15 protein-coding genes are annotated in these 16634 nt (G+C 67.2%); 2 read left to right on the top strand and 13 right to left on the bottom strand.

All coding sequences use genetic code 11. The annotated features are described in order from the left end of the window. Nucleotides 1-23: 23 nt before the first annotated feature. Genes BLS74_RS06535 through BLS74_RS06525 form a run of 3 tightly spaced genes read right to left on the bottom strand, consistent with a single transcriptional unit; the run spans nucleotide 24 to nucleotide 3829 of the window. Nucleotides 24-1004 (bottom strand): LysR substrate-binding domain-containing protein, encoded by a 981-nt coding sequence (locus BLS74_RS06535; protein ID WP_093103894.1) that lies wholly within the window; start codon nucleotides 1002-1004, stop codon nucleotides 24-26. 21 nt (nucleotides 1005-1025) lie between these two features. Then, nucleotides 1026-1964, bottom strand: a complete 939-nt coding sequence (locus BLS74_RS06530; RefSeq protein ID WP_093103892.1) for a 2-hydroxyacid dehydrogenase — start codon at nucleotides 1962-1964, stop codon at nucleotides 1026-1028. A 32-nt stretch (nucleotides 1965-1996) separates the two neighbouring features. After that, nucleotides 1997-3829 carry an ABCB family ABC transporter ATP-binding protein/permease gene (locus tag BLS74_RS06525; protein WP_093103891.1) on the bottom strand — a complete coding sequence of 611 codons (1833 nt, stop codon included), beginning with the start codon at nucleotides 3827-3829 and terminating at the stop codon, nucleotides 1997-1999. A gap of 41 nt (nucleotides 3830-3870) precedes the next feature. Between BLS74_RS06525 and BLS74_RS06520 the strand changes: the two genes are divergently transcribed. Further along, the gene (locus BLS74_RS06520; RefSeq protein WP_093103889.1) at nucleotides 3871-4293 is read left to right on the top strand and encodes an acyl-CoA thioesterase; all 423 of its coding nucleotides are present in this window, start codon (nucleotides 3871-3873) and stop codon (nucleotides 4291-4293) included. Between the two features lie 74 nt (nucleotides 4294-4367). On the opposite strand, the gene BLS74_RS06515 is transcribed toward BLS74_RS06520, so the two are convergent. From BLS74_RS06515 to BLS74_RS06470, 10 genes are all read right to left on the bottom strand, one after another. After that, nucleotides 4368-5132, bottom strand: a complete 765-nt coding sequence (locus tag BLS74_RS06515) for an enoyl-CoA hydratase (RefSeq protein ID WP_093103887.1) — start codon at nucleotides 5130-5132, stop codon at nucleotides 4368-4370. A gap of 187 nt (nucleotides 5133-5319) precedes the next feature. Continuing rightward, entirely contained in the window at nucleotides 5320-5916 is a 597-nt protein-coding gene (locus tag BLS74_RS06510; RefSeq protein ID WP_093103886.1) for a 2-hydroxychromene-2-carboxylate isomerase, read from the bottom strand. A 10-nt stretch (nucleotides 5917-5926) separates the two neighbouring features. Beyond that, nucleotides 5927-6655: an SDR family oxidoreductase gene (locus BLS74_RS06505; RefSeq protein ID WP_093103884.1), complete on the bottom strand. Its 729-nt coding sequence runs from the start codon at nucleotides 6653-6655 to the stop codon at nucleotides 5927-5929. A 4-nt stretch (nucleotides 6656-6659) separates the two neighbouring features. Then, the gene (locus BLS74_RS06500) at nucleotides 6660-7493 is read right to left on the bottom strand and encodes an acyl-CoA thioesterase (RefSeq protein WP_093103883.1); all 834 of its coding nucleotides are present in this window, start codon (nucleotides 7491-7493) and stop codon (nucleotides 6660-6662) included. A 28-nt stretch (nucleotides 7494-7521) separates the two neighbouring features. Beyond that, a complete protein-coding gene (locus tag BLS74_RS06495) occupies nucleotides 7522-8427 on the bottom strand; it encodes an alpha/beta hydrolase family protein (protein WP_093103881.1) in 906 nt (301 codons plus the stop codon). 44 nt (nucleotides 8428-8471) lie between these two features. Next, on the bottom strand, nucleotides 8472-9668 hold the full coding sequence (locus BLS74_RS06490) for an acetyl-CoA C-acyltransferase (RefSeq protein WP_093103880.1): 1197 nt from the start codon (nucleotides 9666-9668) through the stop codon (nucleotides 8472-8474). Between the two features lie 25 nt (nucleotides 9669-9693). After that, nucleotides 9694-12093: a 3-hydroxyacyl-CoA dehydrogenase/enoyl-CoA hydratase family protein gene (locus BLS74_RS06485; RefSeq protein WP_093103878.1), complete on the bottom strand. Its 2400-nt coding sequence runs from the start codon at nucleotides 12091-12093 to the stop codon at nucleotides 9694-9696. A 23-nt stretch (nucleotides 12094-12116) separates the two neighbouring features. Then, on the bottom strand, nucleotides 12117-12548 hold the full coding sequence (locus BLS74_RS06480) for a DUF2147 domain-containing protein (RefSeq protein ID WP_093103877.1): 432 nt from the start codon (nucleotides 12546-12548) through the stop codon (nucleotides 12117-12119). A gap of 5 nt (nucleotides 12549-12553) precedes the next feature. Further along, on the bottom strand, nucleotides 12554-14350 hold the full coding sequence (locus BLS74_RS06475; protein WP_093103875.1) for an acyl-CoA dehydrogenase C-terminal domain-containing protein: 1797 nt from the start codon (nucleotides 14348-14350) through the stop codon (nucleotides 12554-12556). Between the two features lie 51 nt (nucleotides 14351-14401). Further along, nucleotides 14402-15085 (bottom strand): TetR/AcrR family transcriptional regulator, encoded by a 684-nt coding sequence (locus BLS74_RS06470; protein WP_093103873.1) that lies wholly within the window; start codon nucleotides 15083-15085, stop codon nucleotides 14402-14404. A gap of 234 nt (nucleotides 15086-15319) precedes the next feature. On the opposite strand from BLS74_RS06470, the gene BLS74_RS06465 reads away from it, so the two are divergent. Beyond that, nucleotides 15320-16621 (top strand): NAD(P)/FAD-dependent oxidoreductase, encoded by a 1302-nt coding sequence (locus tag BLS74_RS06465; protein ID WP_348272416.1) that lies wholly within the window; start codon nucleotides 15320-15322, stop codon nucleotides 16619-16621. Nucleotides 16622-16634: the final 13 nt, after the last annotated feature.

Raw genomic sequence — 16634 nt, 5'->3', positions numbered from 1 at the left:
TGCACAAATAACCCGGGCCTCGTTCAAGGCGCCGGCTGGGTCCCGACCAGATAGGCCCAGAGCGCTTCGACCGTGCCCTTGGCCCGCGGGCCGGCGGCCTCGCTCTTGGCGCTGCGCGCACCAGCCTTGGCCGGCGCCGATGCGGCGGGCCGCTCGCGGTAGGCGCGGATCTCCATCGTCGCCTCCAGGCTCTCGATCTCCGGCGGCAAGGCGCTCACCAGCGTGCGGGCGCGCACTTCCCTTCGCACCGCGCTCTGCGGCAGGAAGGCGATGCCGTGGCCTTCGAGCGCCATCACCTTGAGACCCTCGGCCATGTCGGTCTCGTAGACGCGATCGAGGTGGATGGCGGTGTCGGATTCCTTGAGCAGCTGGTCGACCACGCGGCCCAGGTAGGCGCCGGGCGCATAGCCCAGGTAGGGCAGCGGCTGGCCGGGCCGGCCCGGCAGGCGGTAGCGCGGGGCGCCGTCGGCATCGGGCTTGACCCAGGGCGCGACCACCTCCTGGCCAAGGCTCACCATCTCGTAGCGGGTGGCGTCCAGCGGCAGCGGCTGCGAGGGATGGTTGTAGGCGATCAGCAGATCGCAGCTGCCTTCGACCAGCCGCAGCACCGCATCGTGCACGTTGAGCGCAATGAGCCGGCTCTTCATCGGCCCGAACTGTTCGCGCAGACTCGTGACCCAGGCCGGAAAGAAGGTGAAGGCCAGCGTGTGCGGCACCGCGAACTCGATCACGTCCTGCGCCGCGGCCGAGTGGCCGCGCAGCATGGCGCGCGTGCTTTGCAGCGCCTGCAGCATCTCGATGGCCTGGCCGTACAAGGTCTGGCCGGCGGGCGTGAGGCGCGTGGGGTAGGAGCTGCGGTCGACCAGGTCGGTGCCGGCCCAGCCTTCGAGCGCCTGGATGCGGCGCGAGAAGGCGGGCTGGGTCACGTGGCGCAATTGGGCCGAGCGGCTGAAGCTGCGGGTCTCGGCAAGGCTGACGAAGTCTTCAAGCCACTTGGTTTCCATGAAGGCTGATTATGTCTTTCCCTAAATAGGCGACACCACGCCGCGCCGCGCGAAGTGCCCTTCGGCATTGGCCATGAAGCGGTTCACCGAGGCCTGCGTCGCCTCGGGCGACCAGCCCGCCATGTGGGGCGTGAGCAGCACGTTGTCGAGGCCGACCAGCGGCTCGGGACGCTTCGGCTCGCTTTCGTAGACATCGAGGCCGGCGCCCGCGATGCGCTTTTCGCGCAGCGCCTTGGCGAGCGCCTCGGTGTCGACCACGCTGCCGCGCGAGATGTTGACCAGGAAGCCCTGAGGCCCGAGCACGTCGAGGATTTCGGCATCGACCATGTGCCGCGTGCCCGGCCCGCCCGGCGTCGCGATCATCAGCACGTCGGCCCAGGCGGCCAGCGCCTTCAGGCTGTCGAAGTAACGGTGCGCCGCACCCTCGCGCGGCTTGCGGTTGTGGTAGCCGATCTCCATGTCGAAGCCCGCGGCGCGCCTGGCGATCTTCTGGCCGATGGTGCCCAGGCCAAGGATGCCTAGACGCTTGCCCGAGACATTGGGCGGCTGCGGAATCTCTTCGCGCCATATGCCCTCGCGGCATTGCCGGTCGAGCGTGCGGATGCCGCGCACCGCACCGATCAAGAGACCGAAGGCGTGGTCGGCCACGCAGTCGTCGTTGGTGCCGGCGCCGTTGGCGAGCGCAATGCCGCGCGCACGGGCCGCCTCGAGCGGGAGGCCCTCGTAGCCGGCGCCCATCGCGCAGATGAGCTCGACCTTCGGCATCGCCGCCAGCTCCTGGGGCGTGAGGCCGATCACGCCGATGGTCAGCACGGCGCGGAACTCCGCGCCCTGCGCGGCGATGGCGGCCGCGCGCTCGGCCTTGGTGGGCGCGTAGCTCATGTCGTAGACCGCGGCAATCTGGGCCTGGTGGGCGCTCGAAAGGCTGTTGAGCACCAGCAGGGGAATCTTCTCGGACATTCTCGAATCGCTCCTGGGTCAGTAAAAAGAGTTCAAAGAACGGGCTGGGCCTCGATCTTCTGCAAGGTCCACATCTGCGCGTACTTGCCCTGCTGCGCGAGCAGGGCCGCATGCGTGCCGCGCTCGACGATCACGCCGCCCTCGAGCACGAGGATCTCGTGCGCATCGACCACCGTCGAGAGGCGGTGCGCGATCACCAGCGTGGTCTTGTTCTGCGCCGCGCTCTTGAGCTCGGACTGGATCGCGCGCTCGTTGGCCGAATCGAGCGCCGAGGTGGCCTCGTCGAAGATCACGATCGGCGGGTTCTTCAGCAGCGTGCGCGCGATCGCCACGCGCTGCTTCTCGCCGCCCGAGAGCTTGAGGCCGCGCTCGCCGACGGTGGTTTCGTAGCCCTTGGGCGTGGCGGCGATGAAGTCGTGGATACGCGCCGCGCGGGCGGCCTCCTCGACCTCGACGCGGCTTGCGCCCGGCCGGCCGTAGGCGATGTTGTATTCGACGGTGTCGTTGAAGAGTACGGTGTCCTGCGGCACGATGCCGATGGCCTGCCGCACGCTGGCCTGCGTGACCTGGCGGATGTCTTCGCCGCCGATGCAAATTCGCCCCTGCTGTACGTCGTAGAAGCGGTAGAGGAGTCGAGCCAGCGTCGACTTGCCCGAGCCCGAGGGACCGACCACGGCCACAGTCTTGCCCGCCGGGATCTCGAAGCTCACATGCTTCAAGATCGGCCGCGCGGCTTCGTAGGCGAAGCTCACGTCCTCGAAGCGCACGGTCGAATCGGTGCCGGCCAGGGGCTTCGCGTCGGGCGCATCGCGCACCTCGCGCTCCTTTTCCATCAGCACGAACATCTTGTCGAGGTCGGTCAGGCTCTGCTTGATCTCGCGGTAGATCACGCCCAGGAAGTTGAGCGGGATGTAGAGCTGGATCATGAAGGCGTTGACCATCACCAGGTCGCCCAAGGTCATGCGCCCGTCGACCACACCGGCCGTCGCGCGCCACAGCATCAGCACGAGGCTGACCGCGATCAGCAGCTGCTGGCCGGTGTTGAGCATGGAGAGCGTGCGCTGGCTCTTGATGGCCGCCTTCCGATAGCGGTCGAGGCTGGCGTCGTAACGTCCGGCCTCGAACTCCTCGTTGTTGAAGTACTTGACGGTCTCGTAGTTCAAGAGCGAATCGACGGCACGGCTCTGCGCCACCGAGTCGAGCTCGTTCATGGTCTTGCGGAACTGCGTGCGCCATTCCGTCACCGTGACGGTGAAGACGATGTAGATCACCAGCGCAACCGCGGTGATCCAGACGAAGAGCGCGTCGAACTTGACGCCCAGGATGGTCAGCACCAGCGTCAGCTCGATGATGGTCGGCACGATGCTGTAGAGCGACATCGAGATCAGCGAATGCACGCCGCGCGTGCCGCGCTCGATGTCGCGCGTCATGCCGCCGGTCTGCCGCTCGAGGTGGAAGCGCAGCGACAGCGCATGCAGGTGGCGGAACACCTCCAGCGAGATGCTGCGCGCCGCGCCCTCGGTCGCCTTGGCGAAGACCAGCTCGCGCAGCTCGCCGAACAGCGAGGTCGAGAAGCGCAGCAATCCGTAGGCCACCAGCAGCGCGATCGGCACCACCAGCAGCGCCTGCGCCATGTCGGGCTTGGGCGTCATGGTGTCGACCAGGTTCTTGAGCAGCACCGGCACGCCGACGTTGGCCACCTTGGCGCCCACCATGAAGGCGAGCGCGGCCATCACGCGCCACTTGTAGCGCCAGAGGTAGGGGAACAGGCGGCGCAGCGTGGCCCAGTCGGAGCGGTCGCCGCGCGCGGGCTGGCCCGCAGAGACGGGGTGAGGAGAGGAAAGGGCTTCGCCGCTGCGGCGCATCGGAGACAATCGTGGCTGTTTGTTGTTCTCAGATTGTGCCCATGTCCGAATCTCCAAGTGCCAATGTGGCCGCCACCCTCAAGAGCCTGCCCGCCGACATGGAGCTGGTGCTCAAGGTGATTCCGCTGCCGGCCGACGTCAACGCCAACGGCGACATCTTCGGCGGCTGGGTCATGGCCCAGTGCGACCTGGCCGGCTCCGTCATCCCGGCCCGCTACGCCAAGGGCCGGATGGCCACCGTCGCGGTCAACGAGTTCATCTTCAAGCAGCCGGTGCGGCTGGGCGACATCCTGTCCTTCTATTCGAAGCTGGTGCGCATCGGTCGCACCTCGGTCACCGTCACGGTCGAGGTGTTCGCCGAGCGCTTCAAGGCGCAGGGCGAGTACATCAAGGTGACCGAGGCCACCTTCACTTACGTCGCGATCGACGACAACGGGCGGCCGAGGGCGATCGTCAAGGACTGATCGGCAACGCTACGAGGTGGTCACGGATTGTGACCACCTCACAGACACGACAGCGCACCAGAGGTCGCCTGACCTCAGATCTTCGAGAAATCCGGCCGCCGCTTTTCCATGAAGGCCGTGAAGGCCTCTCGCGCCGCCGGCTCGCGCAGCATGCGGCCGAAGCTCTGGCCTTCTTCGCCCATGCGTTCGAGCACGGCCGACTGCTGCGACTTCTTCATCAGGCGCTTGGTTTCGATCAGCGCCGTGAGCGGCTTGGCCGCCAGCTTGCGCGCCTGCGCCTGGGCGATGGCGTTGGCCTCGGTGGGCGGCACCACGCGGTTGACCAGGCCGACTTCGAGCGCCGCCTCGGCCATGAAGGGCTCGCCCAGGAGCAGCGCCTCGGCCGCGCGGTGGTAGCCCAGCATCTGCGGCACCAGCAGGCTGGAGGCCGCCTCGGGGCACAGGCCCAGGTTGACGAAGGGCATCGAGAAGGCCGCGTTGTCGCCCGCGTAGACCAGGTCGCAATGGAACAGCATCGTGGTGCCGATGCCCACTGCCGGACCGCAGACCGCGGCCACGATCGGCTTCGGGAAGGTTGCGATGCCGTGCAGGAAGCGAAACACGGGCGAATCCGGCGTCGAGGGCGGGGCGTCCAGGAAATCGCCGATGTCATTGCCGGCGCTGAAGATGGTGGCGTCGCCCTGGATCAGCACGGCGCGCACCGCGCCGTCTTGCTCAGCCTTGACCAGCGCATCGGCGAGCTCGGCGTACATCGCGCGGGTGATGGAGTTCTTCTTGTCGAGACGGTTGAAGGTGAGGGTCATCACACCGGCTTCGGTGTGGACGAGGATGTCGCTCATGGGAGTTCCTTGCTGCAAAGAAGTAAGTATCAATAGTTCCACCGCGCTGCGCACGACCCGCAGCGCAGGAAACCGTCGCGGTCGATTCGGGGAACACCGCGGAACCGGCTCTGCCGAGCCGCTGGTGTTGCCCCCGGCGAGGGGGTTGGCGTACCGACACGAAGTGCGCGAAGCCTGGGGGTGTGCTTCATACCAGCGCCTCGCGTACGAAATCGAGCCGGTCCTGGCCCCAGAACATCTGGTCGCCGACGAACATGGTGGGGGCACCGAAGACGCCGCGCGCCACCGCCTCCTGCGTCGCGGCCTTGAGGCGGTCCTTGACCTCCTGTGCATTGGCCAGCGCGACCATCGATGCCGGGTCGAAGCCGGCCTCGGCCAGGGCGGCAGCGAGCGTGGCCGGGTCGTTGAGATTGCGCGGCTCGACCCACATCGCGTGGTACACGGCATCGACGTACGCGCGAAAGCGCTCCGGCTCGCGCATCTGCATGCCGGTGGCGCCGCGCATCAGCAGCAGCGTGTTGATCGGAAAATAAGGGTTCTGCTGCAGCGGCACGCCGTAGCGCCGAGCGAAACGTGCCAGGTCCTCGAACACGTAGGGGCCCTTGGCCGGAATGGCGGCCGGCGACTGGTTGCCGGTGGCCTGGAACACGCCGCCCAGCAGCATCGGCTTCCACACCAGTTCGGCGCCGGTGTCGGCGCACAGGTGCGGCAGCTGGGTGGCGGCCAGGTAGGAGGCGGGGCTGCCGAAGTCGAAATAGAACTCGACCGATCGCGTCGTCGTCATGCCGGTCTCCTCAGAACTTCTCGGACCATGGCCGCAGGTCGAGCTCGTGGGTCCAGGCATCGCGCGGCTGCGCGTGCAGCATCCAGTAGGCATCGGCGATGTGCTCGGGGTTGAGGATGCCGTCTTCCGTCTTCAACGCATAGCGCTCGGGGAAATTGCTGCGGATGAACTCGGTGTCGATGGCGCCGTCGATCACCGTGTGCGCCACGTGGATGCCGCGCGGCCCGAGCTCGCGCGCCATGCTCTGGGCCAGCGCGCGCAGCGCCATCTTGGCACCGGAGAAGGCGGCAAAGTTGGCGCTGCCGCGCAGCGAGGCCGTGGCGCCGGTGAAGAGGATGGTGCCGCGCCCGCGCGCCACCATGCGCTTGGCGACTTCGCGTCCGTTCAGGAAACCGGAGAAGCAGGCCATCTCCCAGACCTTGAAGTACTTGCGCGCGGTCTCGGTCAGGATGCTCTCGGGCACGTTGGCGCCGATGTTGAATACCAGCACCTCGATCGGCCCGATGCTCGACTCGATCTGCTCGACCAGCGCGACGACCTCCTCTTCCTTGCGCGCATCGCTGGCAAAGGCATGCGCAGTGCCGCCTTCGGCCTCGATCTGCGCGACCAGCGGCTGCAGTTTGTCGAGGCTGCGGCGCGTGACGCAGGCCGCGTAGCCCGCGCGCGCAAAGCGGCGAGCGATCGCGCCGCCGGTGGCATCGCCGGCGCCGACGATCAAGGCTGCTCTGCTGGCCGTCATTCAGTCATTCCTTGAAGTAGACGATCTGATTGCTGGTGGCGAGCAGCGCGCCCGCTTCGCTCCACAGCTGCGCCGACTGGTCGAAATAGCCGTTCTGGAACTGTTGCCCCGTCGCGCGGCCCAGCAGGTAGCCGTGGCCTACCTCCGCCAGGTGCCTCGCGTCGGCATGGAAGTAGGTCGTGATCGACACCGTGCCGATCGGCACCGGCTTGGCGCGGCGCAGCCAGACGCGCGGGTAGAAGGTGTCGCTCAAGGCTGCGAGCGAGGCGAAGTCGAGCGGACGCGGCTCTGCATCCCGCAGCCACATGCGCGTTTCGCTGTGATCGCCGCTGCCGTCCCACTTGGCTGGAATCGCGCCGCTGATCGGACGCATTTCGTACTGCGAGATCCAGGCCACGCGCGCGGGGCCGATGCTCAGGCGCTCGACCTCTTCGGGCGACGGCACCTCGGGCATCGGCAGATCGTTGGCGCCCCAGGTCTCGCGGCGCAGTGCCGTGACCGCGGTCGCGGTGGTCGTGACATGCGGCTGGCCGTCGGCGCCGGCCTGCGACATCTGCATGGTCCAGTGCTGCGTCGAGCGGTTGGTGCGCACCGGTATCGCCAGCACCTCGAAAGCGCCTGCCTCCAGCGCCGCGGCGTAGTTCACCGTGAGCGCCACCGGCGCGCCCAGCAGTTCGGGATGCTTCAGCACCGACTGCAGCATCACCGCCGCGGTCGTGCCGCCGAAGGGCCCGACCATGTTCCAGTAGTCCGGGCTCGTGGCACCGGTGAAAAGCCCGGCGCGGATGTCGCTGTGCGCGAGCGCGAGGGCCTTGTCCAGAGGATGTGTGCTCATGATCGTCGCAGTGTGCCTCCGTGACCTTGGCTTATGCAGTCGTGTGCGGGACGCCCGATGGCGCTGCAGAAGTCAGCGCCGCGAGCCGGTGCAGGCTGTCGGCCAGGCGCGGCCACAGGCTCAGGCTGAACTGCTCGCGGAAGAAGCCGAAATGCCCGATGTGGCGGGCTTGCACGTCGGCCGGCGCGATGCGCTGCATCGCGCGCGGCGCGCCAGCGTAGAAGCTCAGCAGGCTCTCGGTGCCTTCGAGCGTCATGAGTTCATCGTCGGTCATCGACAGGGCCAGCACCGGGAAGCGCACGCGCTCGTAACTGCGGGCGGCCGCAGCGCCTTCGGCGCCGACGCTGTAGCGCGGGTTCAGGCACCAGCGCCGCCACTGCAGGATCACGCCGCGCGGCAGGTCGCCCACCTTCTTGAGTTTGCGACCCGGAAAGTAGCCCCAGAGCCGCGTCGCCAGCGGCACCAGGAAGAACCAGAAGTAGAGGATGCTGCGCTTGAGACGCGGCGCGTTCTCGCGCCAGTAGCCGCTGCCCGCCGCGATGCTGATGAGGCCGTCGACCTGCTGCGGCCGCTCTAGAAAACCCGGCAGCTGCGCGCCCAGGCTGTGGCCCAGCAGGTAGAGCGGCCGGTCGGAGCGCGCGGCCTTGGCGGCGTCGATCACGGCCTCGTAGTCGCGCGCCCAATCGAACAGGTCGGCCTCGAAACCGCGCAACGAGCCGCCGGCCGTCGCCGGCCGCGAATCGCCCGAGCCGCGGTAGTCGAAGGTCCAGACGCTGAGGCCCTCCTGCGTCAGCCAGCGGGCAAAAGGTTCATAGAAGGCCTGGCGCACGCCCATCGCGCCGCCGATCACGACGCTGGCGCGCTGCGGGCCGATGGGCTCGTAGATCCGCAGCGCGAGCTGCGTGCCGTCGTCAAGCTGCAATGTCTCTTGTCTCACGCTTGTCTCCTTGTTTTCTTTTCGAGCAAGCACCGGCCCGGACGTCAGACGCGTTCAAAAATCCCGGCAGCGCCCTGCCCCATGCCCACGCACATCGTGACCATGCCGTACTTGAGTCTCTTGCGCTGCAGCGCATGGACCACGGTCGCCGACCGGATGGCGCCGGTCGCGCCCAACGGATGGCCCAGCGCGATCGCGCCGCCCATCGGATTGACCTTGGCCGGGTCCAGGCCCAGCGTGTTGATCACCGCCAGCGACTGCGCGGCGAAGGCTTCGTTGAGCTCGATCCAGTCGATCGCGTCCTGCGTGAGTCCCGCATAGCGCAGCGCCGCCGGAATCGCCTCGATCGGGCCGATGCCCATGATGTGCGGCGGCACGCCCTTGCTCGCGAAGCTCACGAAGCGCGCGAGCGGCTTGAGGTCGAACTGCTTGCAGGCCTTCTCGCTCGCGAGGATCAGCGCGCCCGCGCCGTCGGAAGTCTGCGAGCTGTTGCCCGCCGTGACCGAGCCGCGCGCGGCGAACACGGTGCGCAGTTTGGCCAGGCCTTCGAGGCTGGTGTCGGGGCGCGCGCCTTCGTCGAGGTTCACGGTGCGGGTTTTGGGCGTGGCCTCGCCGGTCTCGAGGTTCGGCGCGCGGTCCGTCACCTCAATGGGCGTGATCTCGGCAGCGAACTCGCCGGCCTGCTGCGCGGCCAGCGCACGCTGGTGCGACTGCAGCGCGAAGGCATCCTGCGCCTCGCGGCTCACCTTCCACTGCTGCGCCACCTTCTCGGCCGTGAGGCCCATGCCGTAGGCGATGCCGACGTCGCCGTCGCGCTCGAAGATCGATGGCGACAGCGAGGGCGAGTTGCCCATCATCGGCACCATGCTCATGCTCTCGACGCCGGCCGCGATCATCACCTCGGCCTCGCCGACGCGGATGCGGTCGGCCGCCATCTGCACCGCCGACAGGCCGGAGGCGCAGAAACGGTTGACCGTGATGCCGCCGATGCTGGTCGGCAGGCCCGCGAGCACGGCGCCGATGCGCGCGACGTTGAGGCCCTGCTGCGCCTCGGGAATCGCACAGCCGCAGATGATGTCCTCGATCGCCTTCGGATCGAGCCCGGGCACCGCCGCGAGCGCCGCCTTCAGGGTGGTCGCGAGCAGGTCGTCGGGACGCATGTTGCGGAAGAAGCCGCGGTGCGAGCGGCCGATGGGGGTGCGGGTGGCGGAGACGATGTAGGCGTCTTGAAGTTGTTTCATGGAGGATGCTCCTTCTGGGTATTACTTAGTTGCGTAGCGGCTTGCCCGTCGAAAGCATCCCCATGATTCGCTCCTGCGTCTTCGGATGCAGGATCAGCGAGCAGAAGGCCTTGCGCTCCAGCGCCATCAGGTATTCCTCCGTGACCAGGCTGCCGGCATCGACGTCGCCACCGGTCACCACGCCTGCGATCAGGCCCGCGATGTGGAAGTCGTGCTCGCTGATGAAGCCGCCGTCGCGCATGTTGACCAGTTGCCCCTTGATGGTGGCGGCGCCGCTGCGGCCCGCGACCTTGAATTGACGGCGCAGCGGCGCGCGCCAGCCGGCGTCGGCCATGGCCTTGGCCTGCTGCAATGCGACGTAGAGCAGCTCGTCCTTGTTGGGCACGATCACGTCGCTCTCGAGCAGATAGCCCAGCTTCTTCGATTCCAGTGCGCTGGTGCCGACCTTGGCCATGGCCGCGGCAGTGAAGCCTTCGGTCAGGAAGGGCAGCAGGTCGGTGCCGGTGGAGGCTTCGGCGTTCTCGGCCGCACGGCGCGCGATGTAGGTCAGGCCGCCGGCGCCGGGCACCAGGCCCACGCCGACTTCGACCAGGCCGATGTAGCTTTCCATCGCCGCGACGCGCTTGGCCGAGTGGATGGCCAGCTCGCAGCCGCCGCCCAGCGCCATGCCGCGCACGGCCGAGACGACCGGCACGCCGGCATAGCGGATCTTGAGCATCACGTTCTGCAGCTCTTCTTCCGCCCCCTCGACCGCGCCGATGCCCGCGACCACGAAGGCCGGCAGCATCGCCTGCAGGTCGGCGCCGACCGAGAACATCTCGTCGGGGGACCAGATCACCATCGCCTTGTATTCGCGCTCGGCGAGATCGACGCCCGCGGCCAGCGCATCGGCGACGTCGGGGCTGATGGCGTGCATCTTCGAATGGATGCTCGCGATCAGCACCTCGCCGTCGAGCGTCCAGAGGCGCACGTCGCCTTCGTCCTGAATCGTGGTGCCGGCCTTGTTGGCGTCCGGCGCATTGCTGCCCAGCACGCTCTCGGGGAACAGCTGGCGTTCATGCACGGGCAGGCGGCGCGGCGCGATGAACTTGCTCTGCGATGCGCTCCACGACCCTTCGGGCGTGTGCACGCCACCCGCTTGCGCGACCGGGCCTTCGAACACCCAGGAGGGCAGCGGCGCAGTGGAGAGCGCCTCGCCCGCATTGATATCTTCCTGGATCCACTTGGCGACCTGCGCCCAGCCGGCCTCCTGCCACAGCTCGAAGGGGCCCTGCTTCATGCCGAAGCCCCAGCGCATCGCGAAGTCGACGTCGCGCGCGCTCTCGGCGATGGTCGCGAGGTGCACGGCCGCGTAGTGGAAGCTGTCGCGCAGGATGGCCCAGAGGAAGCGGCCCTGCGCGCCTTCGCTTTCGCGCAACAGCCTCAGGCGCTCCGGCGCCGGCTTCTTGAGCATGCGGCCGTAGACCTCGTCGGCCTTGTCGCCCGAAGGCACGTACTCGCCCTTGGCGAGGTCGAAGCGCAGGATGTCGCGACCGGCCTTCTTGTAGAAGCCGGCCTTGGTCTTCTGCCCCAGGTTGCCGAGTTCCAGCAGCTTGGCCAGCACCGGCGGCGTCGCGAAGTTGCCGTAGAAGGGATCGGTCTCCGCACTCAGGTTGTCCTGCAGCGTCTTGACCACGTGGGCCATGGTGTCCAGGCCCACCACGTCGGCGGTGCGGAAGGTGCCCGAGGTCGCGCGGCCCAGCTTCTTGCCGGTGAGGTCGTCCACCACGTCGGGCGTGAGGTCGAACTTCTCGACTTCCTTCAGGGTCGCGAGCATGCCGGCGATGCCGACGCGGTTCGCGATGAAGTTGGGCGTGTCGTGCGCGCGCACCACGCCCTTGCCGAGCGTGCTGGTGACGAAGGCTTCCAACTGGTCCAGCACCCCGGGCTCGGTGGTCGGCGTGTTGATCAGCTCGACCAGGAACATGTAGCGCGGCGGGTTGAAGAAGTGGATGCCGCAGAAGCGCGGCTTCAGCGCCTCGGGCAACGCCTCGCTGAGCTTGGTTACCGAGAGGCCCGAGGTGTTCGAGGCCAGGATCGCGTGCTTGGCGACATGCGGCGCGATCTTCTTGTAGAGATCGAGCTTCCAGTCCATGCGCTCGGCAATGGCTTCGATCACCAGGTCGCACTCGCCGAGCTTGGCGAGGTCGTCTTCGTAGTTGGCCTGCTCGATCAGCGTCGCATCGGCCGCATCGCCCAGGGGTGCGGGCTTGAGCTTCTTGAGGTTGTCGATAGCGCGGCTCACGATGCCGTTCTTCGGACCCTCTTTTGCAGGCAGGTCGAACAAGACGACCGGCACGCGCACATTGACGAGATGGGCCGCGATCTGCGCGCCCATCACGCCGGCGCCGAGCACGGCGACCTTTTTCACTTGAAATCGGGACATGGAATTTCCAACAAATAGGTGTCTTACTGAACGCGAACCCAGGTCTGCGTGCGGCCGATGCCGAACACCGAGCCGCGCACTTCGAGCTTCTTGCCGCCGTCGATCGGCGTGAGCCGCAGCGCGTAGGTCTTGCCGTTTTCGGGGTCGAGGATCTTGCCGTCCTCCCAGACCTCCCTGCCCTCGGCCTTCTTCGCGCCGCGGATGATCTCGAGACCAAGCAGCGGCTTGCCCTTGCGGTCGTCGGTGCACTCGTCGCACACCGCATCCTGCTTCGCATCCTTGCGCAGCAGCTTCTCGATGCGGCCGTTGAGCGCGCCGCCCGACTCCGCGACGCGGATCTGCGACTTGGCTTCGTTCGTCTTGTCGTCGATGCTCTGCCAGACGCCGACGGGCGACATCTGCGCGAAAGCCGAGCCGGCCGACGCGAGTGCGATGGCTGCAAGAAGGCGCTTCATGATGCTTAGGCCAGGGCGGCGTCGGTGTTCATCAGCGGCGCGCTGCCGGTGCGCGCGGTGCGCATCAGCGTCGCGGTCTCGGGGAAGAGCTTGGCGAAGTAGAAGCGCGCGGTCTGCAGCTTGGCCTGGTAGAACGGATCGGTGTTGCCGGCCGCGATCTCGGCGAGCGCCACGCGCGCCATCAGCGCGAAGAAGTAGCCGAACACGAAGTGGCCCGCCACGCGCAGGTAGTCTACGGCCGCAGCGCCCACCTCGTCGGGATTCTGGAAACCCTTGAAGCCGATCTCGGTGGTGAACTTGGTGAGTTGCTCGCCCAGCACCGCGATCGGCGTGATGAACTCGCTCATCTTCTCGTTGACGCCTTCTTCCTCCACCAGCTTGGCGACCAGCTTGCCGAACTTCTTCAGCGTGGCGCCGTTGTTGCCCAGCACCTTGCGGCCCAGCAGGTCCAGCGACTGAACGGTGTTGGTGCCCTCGTAGATCATGTTGATGCGGTTGTCGCGCACGAACTGCTCCATGCCCCATTCCTTGATGAAACCGTGGCCGCCGAAGACCTGCATGCAGGCGTTGGTCGAGATGTGGCCGTTGTCGGTGATGAAGGCCTTCACGATCGGCGTGAGCAGGGCGACGATCTCGCCCGAGTCCTTGCGCACCTTCTCGTCGGGATGGTGGTGCTCCTTGTCGAGCAAGAGCGTGCAGTAGATGGCCAGCGCGCGGCCGCCTTCGGCATAGGCCTTGGCGGTCATCAGCATCTTGCGCACGTCGGGATGGAAGATGATCGGATCGGCTTCCTTGTCCTTGGCCTTCACGCCCGAGAGCGAGCGCATCTGGATGCGGTCCTTCGCGTAAGCCAGCGCGTTCTGGAAAGCCACTTCGGTCAGGCCCAGCGACTGGTTGCCGACGCCAAGGCGAGCCGCGTTCATCATCACGAACATCGCGGCCAGGCCCTTGTTGGGCTCGCCGACCAGCGTGCCGGAGGCACCTTCGAGCACGATCTGCGCGGTGGCGTTGCCGTGAATGCCCATCTTGTGCTCGAGGCCGCCGCAGTAGATGCCGTTGCGGCTGCCGAGCGAACCGTCGGCCTTGACGTTGAACTTCGGCACGACGAACAGGCTGATGCCCTTGCTGCCCTTGGGCGCGTCCGGCAGGCGGCCCAGCACCAGGTGGATGATGTTGGCGGCCATGTCGTGCTCGCCGGCCGAGATGAAGATCTTGTTGCCGGTCAGCTTGTAGGTGCCGTCGGCCTGCGGCTCGGCCTTGGTGCGCAGCAGGCCGAGGTCGGTGCCGCAATGCGGCTCGGTCAGGCACATGGTGCCGGTCCATTCGCCGCTCGTGAGCTTGGGCAGGTAGGTCTTCTTCTGCTCGTCGGTGCCGTGCGCCACCAGCGCCTCGTACGCGCCGTGCGAGAGGCCCGGGTACATGGTCCAGGCCTGGTTGGCCGAGTTGAGCATTTCGTAGAAGCACTGGTTCACCACGAAAGGCAAGCCTTGGCCGCCGTATTGCGGATCGCACGACAGCGCCGCCCAGCCGCCCTCGACGTACTTGGCGTAGGCCTCCTTGAAGCCCTTGGGCGTCTTCACTTCATGCGTGCTCTTGTCGAGCACGCAGCCCTCTTCGTCGCCGTTGATGTTGAGCGGGAAGGTGACTTCGGCGGCGAACTTGCCGCCCTCTTCGAGCACCGCGTTGATGGTCTCGGCATCGACGTCGGCGTGCTTCGGGAGAACCTTGAGTTCTTCGGTGACCTTGAGCACTTCGTGCATCACGAACTGCATGTCGCGAAGGGGCGGGGTGTAGGCGGGCATGGAAAGGTCTCCAGGGAATAGAAAGAAAAAAGGAGAGGGTGAGCGGCTGCTTCAGCGCACGGTCTTGAGCCGGCGCGCAGACGGCGCGGTGTCGCCGGCCAGGGCCTCCGGCGTGGCGCAGCGCGCCAGGATGTTGTCGAAGCCCACGTTGGCGCGCGAGAGCGAATCGGGCGAGCGCAGGAAGCGCGCTTCGTAATGCAGGGCCAGGATCAGCGCGTGGATCTCGAAGGAGATCTGCTTCGCATCGGCATCGGCGTGCAGGTGGCCTTCTTTCTGCGCCTGCATCACGGCGCGCAGCATGGCCGCGAGCCAGATGTTCACCGACTCGGCCAGCGCGTCGCGCACCGGGCCGGGCCGGTCGTCGAATTCGACCGCGCCGCTGATGTAGATGCAGCCCGAGTCGATCTCGGCCGAGGTGCGCTTCATCCAGTTGGCGAACAGCGCGCGCAGCCGCGGCAGGCCGCGCGGCGCCTGCAGGGCGGTATAGAAGACTTCCTGCTCGAAGCGCGCGTGGTACTCGCGCACCACCGAGATCTGCAGTTCCTCGCGCGAGCCGAAGTGGGCGAACACGCCCGACTTGCTCATCTGCGTGACCTCGGCCAGCGCGCCGATCGACAGGCCCTCCAGCCCGATCTGCGCGGCCAGGTTCAGCGCCGCATCGACGATGACGGCCTTGGTCTGCTGGCCTTTCTGGGGCGCACGGGTGGCCTTGGGTGGAAGGTCGGTGGCGGGCATGGGGAAGGGCTTCGAATAAAACGAACGGTCGTTCTATTTTGCAGCCCTTTGGCGCGCGGCCCGTGTAAAGACCCACGGCGGAGGAAGGTTATCGACGGTTCGGCAGGGCTTGCAGACCAGCTCGCGGACGACGCTATCCTGCGCATCCCGACTTTCCTGGACTGATTCGCCGTGCCCCTGCCAAACCCCTCCCCCACCGCGCATGAAACAGCGTCGAACGAAGAAAACTGCGACGTGCTCGTCATCGGCGGCGGCCCGGCTGGCTCCACCATCGCGGCGCTGCTGGCGCAGCAGGGCCGCGATGTCGTGCTGCTCGAGAAGGAACACCACCCGCGCTTCCACATCGGCGAGTCGCTGCTGCCGGCCAACGTCGCCCTGTTCGAGCGCCTCGGCGTGCGCGAGCAGGTCGACAGGATCGGCATGACCAAGTGGGGCATCGAGTTCGTTTCGCCGGAGCACGACCACTGCAGCTACGTCGAGTTCGCCGAAGCCTGGGACAAGACCATGCCCTCCGCCTGGCAGGTGCGCCGCTCCGAGCTCGACGAGCTGCTGTTCCGCAATGCCGCCGCGCGCGGCGCGCGCACGCTCGAAGGCTGCAAGGTGCGCGACGTGCGCTTCGACGACGCGGGCGCGACCGCGCAGGCGCAGCTGGAAGACGGCTCGCAGCGCAGCTGGCGCGCGCGCTTCGTGGTCGACGCCACCGGCCGCGACACCCTGCTCGCGAACAAGTTCCGCAGCAAGGAGAAGAACCCGGCGCACAACAGCACCGCGCTGTTCGGGCATTTCCGCAACGTGCGGCGGCTGGAGGGCAAACGCGAGGGCAACATCAGCATCTGCTGGTTTCCCCACGGCTGGTTCTGGTTCATTCCGCTGGCCGACGGCACCACCAGCGTGGGCGCGGTCTGCTGGCCCTACTACCTGAAGTCGCGCGACAAGCCGCTGGCGGAATTCTTCCGCGACACCATCGCGCTGTGCCCCGAGCTGGCCGACCGCCTGAAAGATGCCACGCTGGTCGACGGCGCGGTGCATGCCACCGGCAATTTCTCCTACAGCAGCACCCATGCCACGGGCGAGCGCTACCTGATGCTCGGCGATGCCTTCACCTTCATCGATCCGATGTTCTCCTCGGGCGTCTACCTGGCCATGCACAGCGCCTTCGACGGCGCCGAGCTGGTCGCCACCGCGCTCGACCGGCCGGACGCGCTGGCAGCCGAACGCAAGGCCTTCGAGGCCATGATGCGCAAGGGGCCGCGCGAGTATTCGTGGTTCATCTACCGCGTGACCAACCCGACCATCCGCGACATGTTCATGCATCCGGCCAACCCCTTGCGCATCAAGGAGGCGCTGATGTCGCTCCTGGCCGGCGACATCTACGGCAGCACGCCGATGTGGGGCACGTTGCGCATGTTCAAGTTCGTCTACTACCTCGTCTCGCTGCGCTACCTGCGCCGCACCTGGCGCGGCTGGCGGCGCCATCGCTACAACATTCGCGACATGGGGCAGCTCAAAGGCGAGACCATTCTCAAGCCGGAATGAGGCCGCGCGAGGG

This window comes from Variovorax sp. CF079 (assembly GCF_900101545.1).
Lineage (GTDB): Bacteria > Pseudomonadota > Gammaproteobacteria > Burkholderiales > Burkholderiaceae_C > Variovorax.
Note: the sequence above shows the minus strand (reverse complement) of the source record. Positions and strands in the feature narration are given on the sequence as shown.

What these genes read in the sequence shown, in the direction of transcription:
- BLS74_RS06515 (WP_093103887.1), bottom strand. Translation starts at nt 5,132, where the DNA reads ATGAGCGACATCCTCGTCCACACCGAAGCCGGTGTGATGACCCTCACC.
- BLS74_RS06470 (WP_093103873.1), bottom strand. Translation starts at nt 15,085, where the DNA reads ATGCCCGCCACCGACCTTCCACCCAAGGCCACCCGTGCGCCCCAGAAA.
- BLS74_RS06505 (WP_093103884.1), bottom strand. Translation starts at nt 6,655, where the DNA reads ATGACGGCCAGCAGAGCAGCCTTGATCGTCGGCGCCGGCGATGCCACC.
- BLS74_RS06490 (WP_093103880.1), bottom strand. Translation starts at nt 9,668, where the DNA reads ATGAAACAACTTCAAGACGCCTACATCGTCTCCGCCACCCGCACCCCC.
- BLS74_RS06525 (WP_093103891.1), bottom strand. Translation starts at nt 3,829, where the DNA reads ATGCGCCGCAGCGGCGAAGCCCTTTCCTCTCCTCACCCCGTCTCTGCG.
- BLS74_RS06485 (WP_093103878.1), bottom strand. Translation starts at nt 12,093, where the DNA reads ATGTCCCGATTTCAAGTGAAAAAGGTCGCCGTGCTCGGCGCCGGCGTG.
- BLS74_RS06475 (WP_093103875.1), bottom strand. Translation starts at nt 14,350, where the DNA reads ATGCCCGCCTACACCCCGCCCCTTCGCGACATGCAGTTCGTGATGCAC.
- BLS74_RS06510 (WP_093103886.1), bottom strand. Translation starts at nt 5,916, where the DNA reads ATGACGACGACGCGATCGGTCGAGTTCTATTTCGACTTCGGCAGCCCC.
- BLS74_RS06480 (WP_093103877.1), bottom strand. Translation starts at nt 12,548, where the DNA reads ATGAAGCGCCTTCTTGCAGCCATCGCACTCGCGTCGGCCGGCTCGGCT.
- BLS74_RS06535 (WP_093103894.1), bottom strand. Translation starts at nt 1,004, where the DNA reads ATGGAAACCAAGTGGCTTGAAGACTTCGTCAGCCTTGCCGAGACCCGC.
- BLS74_RS06520 (WP_093103889.1), top strand. Translation starts at nt 3,871, where the DNA reads ATGTCCGAATCTCCAAGTGCCAATGTGGCCGCCACCCTCAAGAGCCTG.
- BLS74_RS06530 (WP_093103892.1), bottom strand. Translation starts at nt 1,964, where the DNA reads ATGTCCGAGAAGATTCCCCTGCTGGTGCTCAACAGCCTTTCGAGCGCC.